General features: G+C 69.6%; 16 protein-coding genes. 10 read left to right on the top strand and 6 right to left on the bottom strand.

Annotated elements, in window-relative coordinates:
• Window positions 1–102 precede the first annotated feature (102 nt).
• From ACYVD1_RS03605 to ACYVD1_RS03595, 3 genes are all read right to left on the bottom strand, one after another.
• Window positions 103–531, bottom strand: a complete 429-nt coding sequence (locus tag ACYVD1_RS03605) for a DUF3037 domain-containing protein (protein ID WP_460767646.1) — start codon at window positions 529–531, stop codon at window positions 103–105.
• On the bottom strand, window positions 528–1,295 hold the full coding sequence (locus ACYVD1_RS03600) for a HipA family kinase (RefSeq protein ID WP_460767643.1): 768 nt from the start codon (window positions 1,293–1,295) through the stop codon (window positions 528–530). Before ACYVD1_RS03600 ends, ACYVD1_RS03605 begins: the two co-directional genes overlap by 4 nt.
• Window positions 1,296–1,832: 537 nt before the next feature.
• Complete coding sequence (locus tag ACYVD1_RS03595) at window positions 1,833–2,495, bottom strand: class I SAM-dependent methyltransferase (RefSeq protein WP_460767640.1); 663 nt, start codon at window positions 2,493–2,495, stop codon at window positions 1,833–1,835.
• A 76-nt stretch (window positions 2,496–2,571) separates the two neighbouring features.
• Here ACYVD1_RS03595 and ACYVD1_RS03590 point away from each other — a divergent pair, with 76 nt between their 5' ends.
• Window positions 2,572–3,186 (top strand): helix-turn-helix domain-containing protein, encoded by a 615-nt coding sequence (locus ACYVD1_RS03590; RefSeq protein ID WP_460767637.1) that lies wholly within the window; start codon window positions 2,572–2,574, stop codon window positions 3,184–3,186.
• Here ACYVD1_RS03590 and ACYVD1_RS03585 read toward each other — a convergent pair.
• Entirely contained in the window at window positions 3,183–3,899 is a 717-nt protein-coding gene (locus ACYVD1_RS03585; RefSeq protein WP_460767635.1) for a hypothetical protein, read from the bottom strand. The two genes, ACYVD1_RS03590 and ACYVD1_RS03585, sit on opposite strands and share 4 nt — an antisense overlap.
• A 153-nt stretch (window positions 3,900–4,052) precedes the next feature.
• Here ACYVD1_RS03585 and ACYVD1_RS03580 point away from each other — a divergent pair, with 153 nt between their 5' ends.
• The 5 genes from ACYVD1_RS03580 to ACYVD1_RS03560 all read left to right on the top strand — a co-directional run bounded on the left by ACYVD1_RS03580 (window position 4,053) and on the right by ACYVD1_RS03560 (window position 8,767).
• Entirely contained in the window at window positions 4,053–5,120 is a 1,068-nt protein-coding gene (locus ACYVD1_RS03580; protein ID WP_460767633.1) for an AAA family ATPase, read from the top strand.
• A gap of 4 nt (window positions 5,121–5,124) precedes the next feature.
• Window positions 5,125–6,093 carry a DUF58 domain-containing protein gene (locus tag ACYVD1_RS03575; RefSeq protein ID WP_460762895.1) on the top strand — a complete coding sequence of 323 codons (969 nt, stop codon included), beginning with the start codon at window positions 5,125–5,127 and terminating at the stop codon, window positions 6,091–6,093.
• 87 nt (window positions 6,094–6,180) lie between these two features.
• Window positions 6,181–7,134: a VWA domain-containing protein gene (locus ACYVD1_RS03570; RefSeq protein ID WP_460762899.1), complete on the top strand. Its 954-nt coding sequence runs from the start codon at window positions 6,181–6,183 to the stop codon at window positions 7,132–7,134.
• 128 nt (window positions 7,135–7,262) lie between these two features.
• Window positions 7,263–7,994, top strand: coding sequence for an HAD family hydrolase (locus ACYVD1_RS03565; protein WP_460767630.1), 732 nt, complete (start codon window positions 7,263–7,265; stop codon window positions 7,992–7,994).
• A complete protein-coding gene (locus ACYVD1_RS03560) occupies window positions 7,991–8,767 on the top strand; it encodes an NUDIX hydrolase (RefSeq protein WP_460767628.1) in 777 nt (258 codons plus the stop codon). Before ACYVD1_RS03565 ends, ACYVD1_RS03560 begins: the two co-directional genes overlap by 4 nt.
• 62 nt (window positions 8,768–8,829) lie before the next feature.
• On the opposite strand, the gene ACYVD1_RS03555 is transcribed toward ACYVD1_RS03560, so the two are convergent.
• Entirely contained in the window at window positions 8,830–10,092 is a 1,263-nt protein-coding gene (locus tag ACYVD1_RS03555; protein WP_460767625.1) for an APC family permease, read from the bottom strand.
• Between the two features lie 355 nt (window positions 10,093–10,447).
• Window positions 10,448–10,951 (bottom strand): dsRBD fold-containing protein, encoded by a 504-nt coding sequence (locus tag ACYVD1_RS03550; RefSeq protein ID WP_460767622.1) that lies wholly within the window; start codon window positions 10,949–10,951, stop codon window positions 10,448–10,450.
• Window positions 10,952–11,088: 137 nt separating this feature from the next.
• On the opposite strand from ACYVD1_RS03550, the gene ACYVD1_RS03545 reads away from it, so the two are divergent.
• The 4 genes from ACYVD1_RS03545 (at window position 11,089) to ACYVD1_RS03530 (ending at window position 15,025) form a co-directional block, all read left to right on the top strand.
• Entirely contained in the window at window positions 11,089–11,742 is a 654-nt protein-coding gene (locus ACYVD1_RS03545; protein ID WP_460767619.1) for a class I SAM-dependent methyltransferase, read from the top strand.
• A gap of 105 nt (window positions 11,743–11,847) precedes the next feature.
• Entirely contained in the window at window positions 11,848–12,408 is a 561-nt protein-coding gene (locus ACYVD1_RS03540; protein ID WP_460767616.1) for a TrmH family RNA methyltransferase, read from the top strand.
• A 230-nt stretch (window positions 12,409–12,638) separates the two neighbouring features.
• On the top strand, window positions 12,639–14,018 hold the full coding sequence (locus ACYVD1_RS03535; protein WP_460767614.1) for a hemolysin family protein: 1,380 nt from the start codon (window positions 12,639–12,641) through the stop codon (window positions 14,016–14,018).
• The gene (locus ACYVD1_RS03530; RefSeq protein WP_460767611.1) at window positions 14,015–15,025 is read left to right on the top strand and encodes a hemolysin family protein; all 1,011 of its coding nucleotides are present in this window, start codon (window positions 14,015–14,017) and stop codon (window positions 15,023–15,025) included. The genes ACYVD1_RS03535 and ACYVD1_RS03530 overlap by 4 nt, the downstream gene beginning before the upstream one ends.
• Window positions 15,026–15,179: the final 154 nt, after the last annotated feature.

Here is a 15,179-nt window from a genome sequence, read left to right as displayed (position 1 = left end):
GCCCAGCGGCACGGACCACTCCATACCAACACCGGAAGGGGACGATTCGCTCCCCACCCAACCATCCGAATTCCTGTGATGTCGCTTACGTTGGGGCCCGGTTCACTGCACCAAGCGGTCCAGCAACCTCTCCACCTCGGCCTCGGGGTCCCCCGTCAGTCCGCCGTGGATCGGCCCCGGTTGCACGATCGTGCTCCTCGGAGCGGTCAACCACCGGAAACGCTGTCCCTGCCGCTCACGGCCGGCGAATCCGGCCTCGGAGCCGCCACGGCACATCACCTCGATCGTCTCCAGGGCCCGCCGGACCCCCTCGACGTCCACCTGCGGGTCCACGGCCAGCAGACGGGACTCGTCCAAGGCCGTACGGCACGCCAGGAAGGCCCGCTCCTGGCAGTACAGGATCACCCCGGCGTTCATGCACTCACCGCGCTCCAACCGCGGGATCACCCGCAACAGTGCGTACTCGAACACCGCGCGCTCACGCTCCACACCCACCTGCCCGGTGGTCACTGTGGTGTACCGCTGGGTCACGCCCCCACCTCCGGCAGCCAGGAACGGTCGGCCATCCTGGCGACCAAGTGCTTCACGTAGGCCTCACGCACGTCCTCCGCCGAGGCGAACCCCGGCTCGTCCGCCAGCCACTCGTCGGGCACCAGCGCGACCACGCCACGCAGCAGGCCCTCGTCCACCAACGGCGCGAAGGCGGCGTCGGCCGCCGCCAGGTCAGGGGAGGACGCCGACAGGACGTGGTCGGAGGCGTCGTAGAGGCGCCTCACGAACCTGTCCGCGTGTGACCAGCTGTGGTGGAAGATCAGCGTCGCACCGTGATCGATCAGGTACGGCTGCCCATGCCACAGGAGCATGTTCGGATTGCGCCAGGAACGGTCCACGTTCCCGGTCAACGCGTCCAGCCACAGCACCCGGCCGGCGAACCCCGGGTCCACTTCGAACGCCAGCGGGTCGAACCCCAGTGAACCCGGCAGGAAGTCCATCCCGAGGTTCAGACCTCCGCTGGCCTTGAGCAGCTCCTGGACCTCCTGATCCGGTTCACCGCGGGCGATGACCGCGTCGAACTCGACCAGGGCCAACTCGGGAACCGGCAGCCCCAAGGCCCGGGCGAGCTCACCGGTAATGACCTCCGACACCAGAGTCTTGCGCCCCTGACCGGCACCGATGAACTTGACCACGTACATTCCCAGGTCGTCGGCCTCGACCAATCCCGGGAGCGAACCTCCTTCGCGCAGCGGCAGTACGTACCGCGTCGCGACCACGTTTTTCAGCACGCTGGCCAGCATAGGCACCGATCCGCGGGGCTGTGCTCGGCGGACACTCCCGAGCGGGCTCGAAGCTGACCGTGGACCGGCGCGCTGAAGCGGACGCAGCGGCCCGCGTTCCTCCGGGCAGCGGGGCGGCCAACACCGCATGCTCCCGACTCGGCTAAACGAGGCTGAACACGTTCTAGATACCGGCAGCCGCCGGGCACGACACGCCGAATCGACCCGCCACGAAATGGGAGGGAACGGGCGGCGTAGCCGCGCGAATACTTTTTGGTTGAACGTGGTTCTACAGAAGCGCTACACCACCTTTACGACGTAGATTTTAGACAGAGAAGCCATCAGAACCCGAATCCGGAGGTTCACCTTCGCCCCAAAGCACGTGCCGAGGGCAGGGCCGCGCTTGCCGGCCCTCCCCTCCTCCCCGTCACTCTCCCTCGCGTGCCCGCACTCCCCTACCCCACAGGGGCTGTCCCCCTGTGGGGACGCTCCCCCGCCGGCGTCCCCGGGCATCGGCCCTGCTGGCAGACCCCGCTCCCCTGGTCCCTGCTTTTTGAATCATTCCGCGCGCCTGCGGGCCCGCACCACGGCATCGACGATCGTCAGCTCCTCGCCGCCATGGCGGTGCACCGCACGGGAACGGTCCTCGGCAACCAGGACCTCCCACCGTTCCGGATCCAGGTCCCCCGCCACCTCCTCCGCCGTGAAGTGCACTTCCGGATCCGAACCGTGCGCGTGCGTGCTGTGCCCGTCCCCCGGGTGGTGACCGACGATGACCAGTGTTCCGCCCGGTGCGACCGCCGAGGCCAACCTCCCGAACAGCTCCCGGCGCGGACCCGTCGTGTGCACGTACTGGGTGGAGACCAGGTCGTACTGCCCCTCAGGCGCAGACCAGACGGTCAAGTCGGCCCGCTCCCACTCGATCCGGTCCGCGACGCCGTCGCCGAGGCCGCGTGCCCGCTCGCGCCCCTGGTCCAGGGCGGTGGCCGAGACGTCCACCGCGTGCACCCGCCAGCCGCGCGAGGCCAGCCATACGGCGTCGCCGCCACGACCGCATCCCGCGTCCAACGCCGTGCCCGGCTCCAGGTCGGCGGCCTCCGCGGCCAACTGTGGACTGGCCCACCGGTCCAGGGACGGTCCGCCTTCACCGCGGTCCTGGTACCGCTCCTCCCAGTACTCCCTGCCGAACGTCTTGGCCACCGCATCCCCCTTGTTCACCATGAACACCTCCGCCGAGAGCATGCGCCACGGGCCGCCCCTGAGGCAATCTCTGTTGCCATTCTGGCAAGCTGGGGGCATGGACGAAGCCCTCGACGACACCCTGTCCGCGGTCGGCCCCCGGCTGCGTGCTCTACGCGGCCAACGCGGGACCACACTGGCCGACCTGTCCACCGCGACCGGTATCTCGGTGAGCACCCTGTCCCGGCTGGAGTCCGGCGCCCGCAAGCCCACACTCGAGCTCCTGCTCCCCCTGGCCAAGGCGCACGGCGTCACGCTCGACGAACTCGTCGACGCCCCGCCCACGGGGGATCCGCGCATCCACATGCGCCCGGTCACCCGGCACGGCATGACCATGGTGCCCCTCACCCGCAGGGCGGGCGGGATCCAGGCCTACAAGCTCGTAATCCCCGCGGAGAGCCACCGCAAGGAACCCGCCCCCCAGACCCACGAGGGCTACGAGTGGCTCTACGTCCTCAACGGACGTCTCCGCTGCGTGCTCGGCACGCACGACCTGGTGCTCGTCCCCGGGGAGGCCGCGGAGATCGACACGCGTCTCCCCCACTGGTTCGGGGCCGCCGACCACGAGGCGGTCGAGTTCCTCAGCCTGTTCGGCCGCCAGGGCGAACGAGCCCACCTGCGCGCCCGACCCAAGCAGAGGCACTCCCACAAGGACAGCGCACCGGAAACCTAGAGGTTGTCCTCGGGCAGCTCGCCCCAGCCCTCGCCCCCGTCCTCACCGGGGCTCGGGACGGAGGGCACCGGGGTGCTCGGGTCGTCTTCGTCCTCGCCCGGGGAAGGGCTCGGCTCGGTCTCGTCGGCCGGTTCGGACTGCTCGAAGTCCGGCTGGCCGGTCGTGGGCATCTCCGGGGGCGGGAACTGCAGCATCCACATGTACAGCAGGAACACCAGTAGCAAGAGCAGCGCCAACACGACGCCGAGGGCGCCGATCAACCACCAGTTGGCATCCCCCGAGGCCACCGCGCTGTCCCTGCGAACGGACCAGGGTGTCCAGCGCACCGCCGAACCGCCGCGCTCCCCCGCCCAGTGCGGCATCACCAAGGGGCCCTGTGCGACCACCGGACCGCCGCGCCCGGCCTCTTCCAGGAAGTGGGCCGCGCCGGAGCCGCCGCCCCCGTAGGGCACCGCCACCCACAGCGCCGAACGCCCGCTGGTCCGCGCGGCGGCCACACCCTCACCGTCGCGCACCGCCCGCGCGAACCGCTCACGGGTCGGCTCGTCGATACCGGAGGCGTCGTTGAGCATCGCCACGCTCATCCGCTCACCGGACGCGTCCTTGCCGAGGTAGACCACGCCGAGCCGGGACTCGTTCAACCGCCCCAGCAGCCGGTACCCCCCGAGCTGGGGAGGGTCGACCTCCTGCAGCCCCCTCGTGGGAACCGTCATGAAACTTCGCCCCCTTGCCGACTCGTCCCCGTGCCCCTGTCGCGTCGTCTACCGAACCGCGGGCGCCGGAACGGGTAGTGTCGCCAACAGGTGATCCACAACCTATCTCCTACCGGTGCCACGCACGGGGCACCCAATCTGGGAAGGCGGGACATGGCAGATACCTCACCTGGTAACGGCTCCGCTCCCTCGTCCGGGTCGGAGAGCAGTCCGGGCGAGCCGACCCGGTTGCTGCGCGCGGCTCTGCACGAGGTCTCGACGGTCATCGTCGGCCAGGAGCGGATGGTGGAGCGTTCACTCATCGCCTTGGTGGCCCAGGGGCACTGCCTCATCGAGGGGGTCCCCGGAATCGCCAAGACCCTGGCGGTGTCGACCTTGGCCAAGGTCACCGGAGGGTCCTTCTCCCGGGTGCAGTTCACCCCGGACCTGGTGCCCTCCGACATCGTCGGCACGCGCATCTACCACCCCTCCACCGAGCGGTTCGACGTGGAGCTCGGACCGGTCTTCGCCAACTTCGTGCTCGCCGACGAGATCAACCGCGCCCCCGCCAAGGTGCAGTCGGCCCTCCTCGAGGTCATGGCCGAACGGCAGGTGTCCATCGGCGGGACCACCTACCCGCTCCCATCCCCCTTCATCGTCATCGCCACACAGAACCCGGTGGAGTCCGAGGGGGTCTACCCGCTCCCGGAAGCCCAGCGCGACCGCTTTCTGATGAAGGTCAACGTGGGCCATCCCCAGGCACACGAGGAGATGGAGATCCTCCGTCGGATGAGCTCCACTCCGCCGACCGCGCACCAGATCCTGGACCCGGTCACCCTCAGCGAGCTCCAGGCCGACGCCGAACGCGTGCACGTCCACCAGCTCATCGCCGACTACGTCGTGCGCCTGGTCATGGCCACACGGGAGCCGCAGGAATACCAGATGCCGGACCTGCGCGAGGCCCTGGAGGTCGGTGCCAGTCCACGCGCCACGCTCGGCCTGGTGTCGTCGGCCCGGGCGCTGGCGCTGCTGCGCGGGCGCGACTACGTGCTGCCGGACGACGTCCGAGTCCTCGCCCACGACGTCATCGCGCACCGTCTGGTGCTCACCTTCGACGCCTTGGCCGACGGGATCACCCCTGACCAGGTGGTCGACCGCATCCTTTCCACCGTCCCGGCCCCCCGGGTGATCTGGGACGAACCGCCAAGCGGCGAGACCGCATCCTTCGCTGCGCAGAGTTGATCTTGTGAACACACCCGCCATCGGTACCGATCCCCGTCTTCGCGCGGCGCTAAGGCGGCTGGATCTACGCATCGTGCACCGGTTGGACGGCCTGCTGCACGGCGAACACCTGGGGCTGCGTCTGGGGCCCGGCTCCGAGGCGGCCGAGGCCCGCCTGTACCAGCCGGGCGAGGACGACGTCCGCCACATGGACTGGGCGGTCACCGCCCGCACCGACACCCCTCACGTGCGAGACCTGGTCGCCGACCGGGAATTGGAGAGCTGGACGCTGCTGGACCTGTCTCCGAGCATGGACTTCGGCACGGGGCTGCGCTCGAAGCGCGACGTGGCGGTGGGTTCGCTGGTGGCCGCCAACGTGCTCACCCAGCGGGTGGGCGACCGGTTCGGTGCCCACTTCCTGCACCAGGGGCGCGTCCGGCGCTGGCCGGCGCGGTCGGGCAAGGAGGCCCTCCTGGCTTTGCTGGCGACAGTGGCCGCCGCGCCCCAAGGCGACCAGCGTGTGCCGGACCCGGAGCGCGCCAGCCTGGCCGACGCGATCAGCGACCTGGTGCGCACCCGGCGCCGGCGCGGACTGCGTGTCGTCATCTCCGACTTCCTTGACACACCCGCATTCGGCGGCGAGGTCACCTGGGAGCGTCCTCTGCGCCAACTGGCCTCGCGGCACCAAGTACTGGTGGTGGAGGTCCTGGACCCGCTTGAGCTGGACGTGCCCGACGTCGGCGACGTGACCCTGCGCGACCCCTCCTCAGGACGGATCCGCGACGTGCGCCTGACCCGTGCGGTGCGGGAACGCTACCGAAAGGCAGCCGACAGCCAACGGTCCGCCATCCGATCCTCCCTACGCCGCTGCGGGGTCCACCACCTGGTGTTGCGCACAGACCGGGACTGGGTACTGGATACCGCGCGGTTCGTGATCAATCAGCGCCGGACGGCGCACCACATGGCCCGGCACACCCCGGGGGTGCCGAGGTGACCGGGGCGGCGGCAACGGCGGCAGCGACGGCGACCAGAACGCGGGCGGTTCCCGCGGCACGACTGGCACGGGGGACGTGAGACCACCATGACCTTCACCTTCCTTGAACCCCACCGGCTGTGGTTGCTGCTGCTCATCCTGCTCTTGGTGGGCGCCTACGTCTTCGCGCAGAGGCAGCGGCGCCAGTACTCGATGCGCTTCACCAACTTGGAGCTGCTGAACCAGGTTGCGCCGCACCGGCCGGACATCCGCAGGCACACCCCCGCGGCGCTGTTCACCCTCACCCTGGCGGTACTCATCGCCGCGCTGGCGGTGCCCGCCATGCCGGTGGAGTCGCCACGGGAACGGGCCACGATCATGGTGGCGGTGGACGTGTCGCTGTCGATGGCCGCCACCGACATCGAGCCGGACCGGCTGCAGGCGGCCAAAGACTCCGCCCAAGGCTTCGTGGAGACGCTCCCCGAGCGGTTCAACGTGGGGTTGGTGTCGTTCTCCTCCACTGCGACGGTGGTGGCCCCGCCGACGCAGGACCACGAGTCCGTGATCGCATCCATCGAGAACCTGCGGCTGGGGCCGGGGACCGCGATCGGTGAGGGGGTGTTCGCGTCCATGGAGGCCATCCGCAGCTTCGACGAGGACGCTGAGGAGGACCCGCCGCCGTCAGCGATCGTGCTGCTCTCCGACGGTGAGAACACCAGTGGGCGCGACATCCCACAGGCCTCAGCCGTGGCCGCGGAAGAGGAGGTGCCGGTGTCCACGATCGCCTTCGGCACCGGGGCGGCGATGATCGAGATCGACGGCTACCAGGTGCCGGCCGATATCGACAAGGAAGCGCTGAACGGGCTGGCCGAGGACACCGGGGGGAACTTCTACGAGGCCGAAAGCGACACCGAGCTCGACGAGGTCTACAACGACATCGGGTCCTCACTCGGCACGGAGTACGTGCATGAGGAGATCGTCACCCGGTTCGTCATGGTGGCGATCGTCCTGGCGGTGGCAACCGCATTGACCTCACTACTGTGGTTCCAGCGCCTTCCCTGAGGACAGGTGACCCAATCCCCCCTATTAGTGACTTTGGTCACACCCCTTAAGTCGGGGTTTACACCTTTTCCGACATGGTCACCAGTTAGCGTTGGCATGTTTGTCATGCCCATCTACATCGAGGAACGATGCCGAATACACCCGCACCCCCGGCCGCGATCTGCTTCGACCTGGACGACACCCTCATCGACGACGTCGCCGCGTCGTCCTCGGGGTTGCAGGCTGTCATGGAGCGGATCGGCCACACCGACTTCGGCGCCGCCCGCGCACTCTGGGCCACACAGACCGAGATCTCCTTCGGCGCCTACCTGCGCGGCCAGCTCAACCTTGAGGAGCAGCGCCGCGAGCGCATCCGCGCCCTGGCCGTCCAAGCCGGCCACAACGACATCGCAGACCAGCACTGCGACGAGCTCTACCAGCTCTACCTGGACGGGCACCGCACAGGCTGGCAGGTCTTCCCCGAGACCTTCCCGGTGCTGAGCGCCCTGGGTTCGGCCGGCTACCGCCTGGCGATCCTCACCAACGGTGTGGAGGCACTCCAGCACGCCAAGCTCCAGGCCCTGGAACTGACGCCCTACTTCCACGCCGTGGTCTGCGCCGACACCGCCGGTGCCGGCAAGCCGGAACCGCGCATCTTCCAGATCACCGCCCAGCGCCTGGGCGTCGAGCCCGGTGCCTGCTGGCACGTGGGCGACCAGGTCCAGGCCGACGGCGTCGGGGCCGCGAGCTCGGGCATGCGTCCGATCATTGTCGACCGGCGGGCCCGCCAGCCCGTGGACGGCATCACCACACTGCCCGACCTGGACGGACTTCTGGGGATGGTGGGCCTGCCCAGTGCGGCAACCACAGGCACGCTGTGACCCCGGCCGACGACTGGATGGTCCGTCGGGTCACCGCGCACCTGATCACCTCCGGCCCTGAGGGGCCGACCCTGCTCGGCGCCCGTGTGCTGTTCGGCGAGGATCCCGAGGACGTGGCACGCGGCCTGGGACGGTTGGCGCCGGACGCGCCGCTGGTGGCCGTGGACGTGCTCACCGAGGTCGTGAGCCTGCACCGGGGCCGAGCACTGCACGTGGACCGCCTGGTCTTCGCCGAACCCCGCCTGGCGTCCGCCTGGCCCGGGGTCGTACCCGCCGAGGGCCTGACTCCCGTGGTGCCCGCACTGGTGGACGAGGAGGAGGCCCCGCCACCGGACACGGCCCCCCGCATGCGCCGGTTCGCCTCCTACGGGATCGTCACCGACCCCGCCGGGCGCGTGCTGCTGACCCAGATCGCCGAGGGCTTCCCCGCGGCCGGAACCTGGCACCTGCCCGGCGGCGGTGTGGACACAGGTGAGGACGTGCGTGCCGCGCTGCGGCGCGAGGTACTCGAGGAGACCGGTCAGTACGGCGTGGTCGGTGAGCTCATCACCGTGGCCAGCCACCGCCGGACCCAGAGCTCGGGTACCGACATCTACTCGGTATGGGTGTTCTCCCACGTTCACGTGGGAGAACCAAGCCCACCCCACGTGACCGAGGTGGACGGTTCCACCGCCGACTGCGGCTGGTTCAGCCCGGTCGAGCTGACCGAACTGCGGCTGTCCACCACCGCCAGGCGCGGCCTGGACTTCCTGGTGCGGCACAACCAGCGCTGAGCGCTCTCGCGCGGCGGGTAGGGCCTTGGGCGCCGCCGGTGATTGCTACGGGGCCGTGCGGTCTAGACACCGGTGCGGTGGCGCAACCACCACAGGCCCGCACCCATGCCCAGGACCAGCACGCCGGTGCCGACCACGGGCAGGGGCAGGCTGGTCGCCAGGACCACGCACCCGACCAGGCCGGTGATCGGGGCGAGGATCGGCGGACGGTTCTCCTCGGGGCCCAGCCGCAGCGCCGAGGCGTTGGTGATGGCGTAGTAGACCAGGACACCGAAGGCGGAGAACGCGATCGCCCCGTGGAGGTCGGCGACCAGGATCAGGGCAATCACCACGGCGGCCACCACGGCCTCGGCCCGGTGGGGTACGCCGTAGCGCTCGTGCACGGTGGCCAGCGGGCGCGGCAGGTGTCCGTCGGCGGCCATGGCCGCGGTGGTCCGGGAGATACCCATCAGCAGGGAAACCAAGGCGCCAAGGCTGGCGATGGCCGCACCCGCCACCACGAACGGCACCATCATGGGGAACCCGGCGACCTGGACGGCGTCGACCAAAGGGGCGGTGCTGCCGGTCAGGCGCTCACGCCCCAACACGATGAGCAGGGCGGTACCGATCGCCAGGTAGAGGCACAGGACCACGCTCAGGGAGAGGGTGATCGCCCGGGGGATCGTGGTCGTCGGGTCGCGGACCTCGCCGCCCAACGTGGCGATCCTGGCGTAACCCGCGAAGGCGAAGAAGATCATCCCGGCAGCACCGAGCACCCCGAAGGAGCCGGGCCACGGCCCCAGGCCCTCGACCTCGACGACCGCGGACAGGCGCCCGCTGAGGACCATCGCGGCGAACACCGCGGCCAGGACGGCCAGGACCAGGAGGAGCAGGACCTTGATGACGAAGGTCGACCTGCGCACGCCCCGGTAGTTCACCGCGGCCAGGACCACGACCGCGGCGACGGCTATCGGCTTCTCCCAGCCCGGGAGCGTGTACGCGGCGAAGGTCAGGGCCATCGCCGCACACGAAGCGACCTTGCCGACGACGAAGGACAAGCCCGCCAAGTACCCCCAGAGTTCACCCAGGCGTTCGCGCCCGTAGATGTAGGTTCCGCCGTTCTCGGGGTGGCGGGCGGCCAATCGGGCGGAGGACACGGCGTTGCAGTAGGCGACCAGTCCCGCGATGAGAATGGCGACGGGCAGCCAGGCCCCAGCGCCCACCGCCGCCGGGGCGAAGACCGAGAACACGCCGGCGCCGAGCATCGCCGCGGCACCGATGGCGGCCGCGTCCACGGTGGTCAGCATCCGGGCGGGTCTGGCCTGCGGTCCGGAAGAAGTGGCCAACGGGTCTCCTTGAGTGAGTGCCTCCGACCCGGGTCGCGTCATCCTGGAACACCACAGGTTCGGTGTACGCGCCCCTCCCGGTCACCTCCGGCACGGGTCAAGGGCCGCCGGGACCGGGAGACCCGCCGGAGCGGGACGAAAGTCGAGTCCGACTTCCGAGTGTGCCCGATCCGGGTGACCGTCGGACGCGAACCCCCCTTCACGGAGTGTCCGGTAGCGGACGCGCGGAGATCAACTCGGCGCGGGAAGGGGTCGAAAAGGGGGCGGCAGCGGAGAACACAGCGAGGCCCCCGGCCGAAGCCGAGGGCCTGCTTGTCGTGGCCCATATCTCATGTGATCCGTCCGGCACGCTTCATCAGGTTGGGCGCCATGGTGTTCCGGTGTTGTCGTTGATGTCCTCCGCGGCCACCTGGCGCAGCTGCCGTGAGAGGTCGGACAGTGCCCGGGAGACGGCGAGCTCCTCGCCGATCTCCGGCACGTCCAGGTCAGACGGGTGTTTGCGGGCCATACCGTGGCCGCGCAGGGCCGTGCCGTCGTCGGCCATCATGCCCACTTCGGCCCAGGTGCGCGCGGTGTCCCCGTCACTCTCCTCCGCCACGACCAGGTCGACGTTCCACCGCTTCATCGTCTGCATGGCATCCGTTCCCTCTCCGTCCGCGCCCGGGCCGGGCGGGTGTTCGATGTGCGCGTCGGGCCCCGGGTAGACCAGGGCGTCGCGTCCCTGCTCTCTACCGAGCCAGTGCACTTGGTAGGGCGGTGTCCCCTCCGCACCCCGGACTTCGGTAACCACCCCCGTGCGTCGGTGGGTGTCGGCGCTCGGACTCTCGACGACCAGTCGGTCTCCTACCTCAGCTCGCATGGGTCCCCCACAAACCTCGCTTATGTCCATCATCCGCACTCCCCAGTGCTCCGACAGTGGCTTGGGCGTTTCGTTTCCCGTGTTATGCGAGGTTTTTGCCGGCCCGACCCGCAGAAGGGCCCTGGTAGCGTCACGGCGTGGCCCAGCACTACTTCGACTCCGATCCAGGCGCCGCCAGTCGGCCCTCCAGCGCCGACTTGGTCCTGCCCGACCTGCACCTGCGCCTGCACACCGACCGCGGCGTCTTCTCACCCGACAAGGTCGACCTCGGCACGCGGGTCCTGTTGGAGAGCGTCCCGGCACCACCTGCCGAGGGGCGCCTGCTCGACCTGGGATGCGGTTACGGGCCCATCTCCCTGACGATGGCCGCACGCGCCCCCGACGCCCAGGTCCTCGGCGTGGACGTCAACGCCCGGGCCGTGGGCCTGGCCCGCCGCAACGCCGCCGAGCACGATCTGGCGCACACGAGGTTCGCCGTGGTCTCCCCCGAGGGCGGCTTGGCCGTGGAACAGGGTGACGGGGGCGCACCCGCGACCCAGGACCTGCTGGGACCCTTCGACGCGATCTGGTCCAACCCGCCCATCCGCGTGGGCAAGATCGTGCTGCACTCGATGCTGCGTATCTGGCTCCACCGCCTCACCCCCACAGGCGTCGCCCACTTGGTGGTCCAGCGCCACCTCGGATCGGATTCACTGCAGAAGTGGCTCACGGACCAAGGCCTGCCGACCGAGCGGGCGGCCTCCCGCGCGGGCTTCCGTGTCCTGGCCGTGCGCCGGTCGCAGGGCACATGACTTCCAACGTGTCACAGGTCACGCGTGCGCGCGCGACCCCCGACCGGTAATCTGTACCGACCACCGCCGGAACCCCCGGCCCACACCACGAGGAACACACCGCAGTTGAGCACGCAGTTGCGTCCCACGGACGTCAAACGCCTGAACCGCCAGTGGCGCAGGCGCACCGAGGGGCGTCTGGCCCTTCTCGTCGAGTCCGTCACCCAGCCCTACAACCTGGGGTCGATTCTGCGCACCTGCGCGACGTTCGGGGTCGACCGGCTCTGGCTCACGGGAAACAGCGCCGACCCCGACGACCCCAAGGTCGGCAAGACCGCGTTGGGCACCGCCGCCAAGGTCGGCCACCAGAGGCTGGCTACCACCGCCGAAGGTCTGGACGCCGCGCGCTCCGACGGCTTCAAGGTGGTCGCGGTCGAACTCGCCAAGGGTGCGGTGCCCCTGCACGCGGCTCCGTTGGAGCCCGACGTGTGCCTGGCTGTGGGTGCCGAGGACCACGGCTGCTCCCCCGCCCTCTTGGCGGGCGCGGACGCCGTCACGTACATTCCCCAGATCGGCCGAGTCGGATCGCTGAACGTGGCCGTGGCCACCGCGATCGCCCTCGCCGAGGCCCGCCGCCGCGAGTGGGCCACCCTCGACGGAGAGACCGACGCCCCTGTCGAAAGCTGAGCGGGCGGGAATCTTTTCCCGGCTCCCAGCGTCTCCGAGTTGACACAGGCCACTCCCATCACATAACCAACGCGCGCAAGCGCAGAGAGAGGAACAGTGGACCCGTCTCGAAGTACCAGCAGCATCCCTCAGGGATGCTGTGACCCAGACTCCGACGAGCCCCCTTCTGTGAAGGGCGCGCACCTTCGTAGGAACCCTGCCACCGGGCAGAACCAGGCGGTGCGTGCCCGATGAGCACCGTCCTCAGTATCGCCTTCGGGGCACTGGTGGTCTTTCTGATCACCGTGGTGACGGGATACTTCGTCGCCCAGGAATTCGGCTACATGGCGGTCGACCGCTCGCGGCTGAAGGCGCGCGCCGCCGCGGGTGACACCGGCGCCAAACGCGCCCTGGCCATCACCAGTCGAACATCCTTCATGCTTTCCGGTGCCCAGCTGGGCATCACGGTCACCACCCTTCTGGTCGGTTACGTCGCCGAACCGATGATCGGCCAGGGTGTCGGTGAACTTCTCGGTGTCGCGGGTGTACCGGCTGGCACCGGCCTCGCCATCGGCATCGCCCTGGCCATCCTGTTCTCCACCGTCATCCAGATGGTGTTCGGCGAGCTCTTCGCCAAGAACCTGGCCATCGCCCGTCCCGAGCCGGTGGCCCGCTGGCTGGCCCTGTCCACCGGCATCTACCTCAAGGTCTTCGGCCCCGTCATCTGGCTGTTCGACCAGGCGGCGATCTGGCTGCTGAAACTGGTGAAGATCACCCCGGTGGAGGACGTCCAGCACGCGGCGACCCCGCGTGACCTGGAACGGATCATCGCTGAATCCCGTCAGACCGGCGACCTTCCCGCCGAGGTGTCCACCCTGCTGGACCGCACCCTGGACTTCCACGACCGCACCGCCGGGCACGCGATGATCCCGCGTCCCGAGGTGACCACCGTGGAGGAGGGCGAACCGGTCAGCCGGGTCGTGGAACTCATGGCCTCCGACCACTCCCGTTTCCCGGTCCTGGGCGACGGCGTGGACGACATCGTGGGCGTGATCTGCCTGCGCGACGTGCTCGCGCTGGGCGACCGCGACCTGTCCGGTGTCCGAGTCAGCGAGGTGGCGCGGGCGACCGTCATGGTCCCGGCCTCCCTCCCCCTGCCGGGCGTGCTGGACCAGCTCCGCGAGGCCGATGAGGAGTTCGCCTGCGTGGTGGACGAGTACGGCGGCCTGGCCGGCGTCATCACCACCGAGGACCTGGCCGAGGAGTTGGTCGGTGAGATCGCCGACGAGCACACCCCCGAAGAGGAGTCCCCCGCGCACTTGGACGGGGAGAACGGCTACGTCGTCCCCGGGGCGCTGCACATCGACGAGGTCGAGCGGTTGATCGGCCACGACCTACCCTCGGGTGACTACGAGACCATAGGGGGTCTGGTCATCCACGAGCTGCACCGCCTGCCGGGTGTGGGCGACCGCGTGGACCTGCCCCTGCCCCGGCCGGCCAGCGCCCATGACGGCGACCCCGACATGGCGCTGACCCTGACGGTGAACGCGGTCCAGCGGCACGTGCCGCACACGGTGGAGCTGCGGCTGCACGAGGCCGCTGACGAGGGCGCACGGGAGGTGCGGGCATGAGTGACATGAACGTGTGGTTGGCCATGGTGCTGACCGTGGTGTTCATCGCGCTGAGCGGCTTCTTCGTGGCGATCGAGTTCGCCTTGGTGGCGGCCCGGCGCTACCGGCTGGAGGAGGCCGCGCACAGCAGCGCCTCGGCACGGGCGGCGCTCAAGAGTGCCCGAGACCTGTCGCTGCTGCTGGCCGGCTCCCAACTGGGTATCACCCTGGCCACGCTGGCCCTGGGAGCGGTGTCCAAGCCGGCTTTCCACCAGCTGTTGGAGCCCTTGTTCGGCGGCCTGCCGACCGGTGTCTCCTACGTGCTGGCGTTCACCTTCTCCCTGATCATCGTGACGTTCCTGCACCTGGTCGTGGGCGAGATGGCCCCCAAGTCCTGGGCGATCTCGCACCCGGAGAAGTCCGCGACCATGCTGGCGATACCGATGCGGGCCTTCATGTGGGCGACCCGGCCGGCGATCGTGATGCTGAACGGCATGGCCAACTGGGTACTGCGCCGCTTCGGGGTGCAGGCGGTGGACGAGCTGGTAACCGGCCACAACCCGGAGGACGTGCGGGAGCTGGTCGAGCACTCGGCCAAGGCGGGCGCACTGGACTCGGAGCGCCGCGACCAGCTGGCCACGGCGCTGGAGGTCAACTCCCAGCCGCTGCACGAGCACGTCACCCCGCGCGCGGAGATCGCTTGGGTGGCACCGGAGGCGGGTTTGGACGAGATCAAGCGCGTCTCCCGTGAGTCCACGCACCTGCGGCTGGTCGTGATGGAGGGCGGTGAGCCCATCGGTGTCCTGCACGTGCGCGAGGTGCTCACGAGCCCAGCCGGGACCACCGCCGCCGACCTGATGCGCCCGGTGCTGACGTTGGCCGCGAGCACGCCGATGTACGCGGCCATGGGCATCATGCGGGAGAGCCGCAGCCACCTGGCCCTGGTCGAGGAGGAGGGTGAACTGGTGGGTCTGGTGACCCTCCAGGACATCCTGGACCGGCTTCTGCTGTTGGACACCGCTGCTTAGGAGCCGCGGTGCCGGTATCCCACGGGGAGGGTCTTTGGCCCTCCCCGTTTCGTGTCGCAGGACCCGTGTTCGGTGTCCTGTGCGGTGCTGACCTGCGGGTGCGGAATGACGTGGGGGGTAGGGCGTGTGGGCAGTGCCGGTTTTTGTGGTGGCG

The sequence above is a fragment of the Nocardiopsis nanhaiensis genome (genome assembly GCF_054778635.1).
Note: the sequence above shows the minus strand (reverse complement) of the source record. Positions and strands in the feature narration are given on the sequence as shown.

Excerpts from the sequence above, each read along its gene's own strand:
- ACYVD1_RS03590 (WP_460767637.1), top strand. The coding sequence starts at position 2,572 with ATGGACGAAGCCCTCGACGACACCCTGTCCGCGGTCGGCCCCCGGCTG.
- ACYVD1_RS03535 (WP_460767614.1), top strand. The coding sequence starts at position 12,639 with ATGAGCACCGTCCTCAGTATCGCCTTCGGGGCACTGGTGGTCTTTCTG.
- ACYVD1_RS03530 (WP_460767611.1), top strand. The coding sequence starts at position 14,015 with ATGAGTGACATGAACGTGTGGTTGGCCATGGTGCTGACCGTGGTGTTC.
- ACYVD1_RS03550 (WP_460767622.1), bottom strand. The coding sequence starts at position 10,951 with ATGCGAGCTGAGGTAGGAGACCGACTGGTCGTCGAGAGTCCGAGCGCC.
- ACYVD1_RS03585 (WP_460767635.1), bottom strand. The coding sequence starts at position 3,899 with ATGACGGTTCCCACGAGGGGGCTGCAGGAGGTCGACCCTCCCCAGCTC.
- ACYVD1_RS03595 (WP_460767640.1), bottom strand. The coding sequence starts at position 2,495 with ATGGTGAACAAGGGGGATGCGGTGGCCAAGACGTTCGGCAGGGAGTAC.
- ACYVD1_RS03600 (WP_460767643.1), bottom strand. The coding sequence starts at position 1,295 with ATGCTGGCCAGCGTGCTGAAAAACGTGGTCGCGACGCGGTACGTACTG.
- ACYVD1_RS03580 (WP_460767633.1), top strand. The coding sequence starts at position 4,053 with ATGGCAGATACCTCACCTGGTAACGGCTCCGCTCCCTCGTCCGGGTCG.
- ACYVD1_RS03565 (WP_460767630.1), top strand. The coding sequence starts at position 7,263 with ATGCCGAATACACCCGCACCCCCGGCCGCGATCTGCTTCGACCTGGAC.
- ACYVD1_RS03570 (WP_460762899.1), top strand. The coding sequence starts at position 6,181 with ATGACCTTCACCTTCCTTGAACCCCACCGGCTGTGGTTGCTGCTGCTC.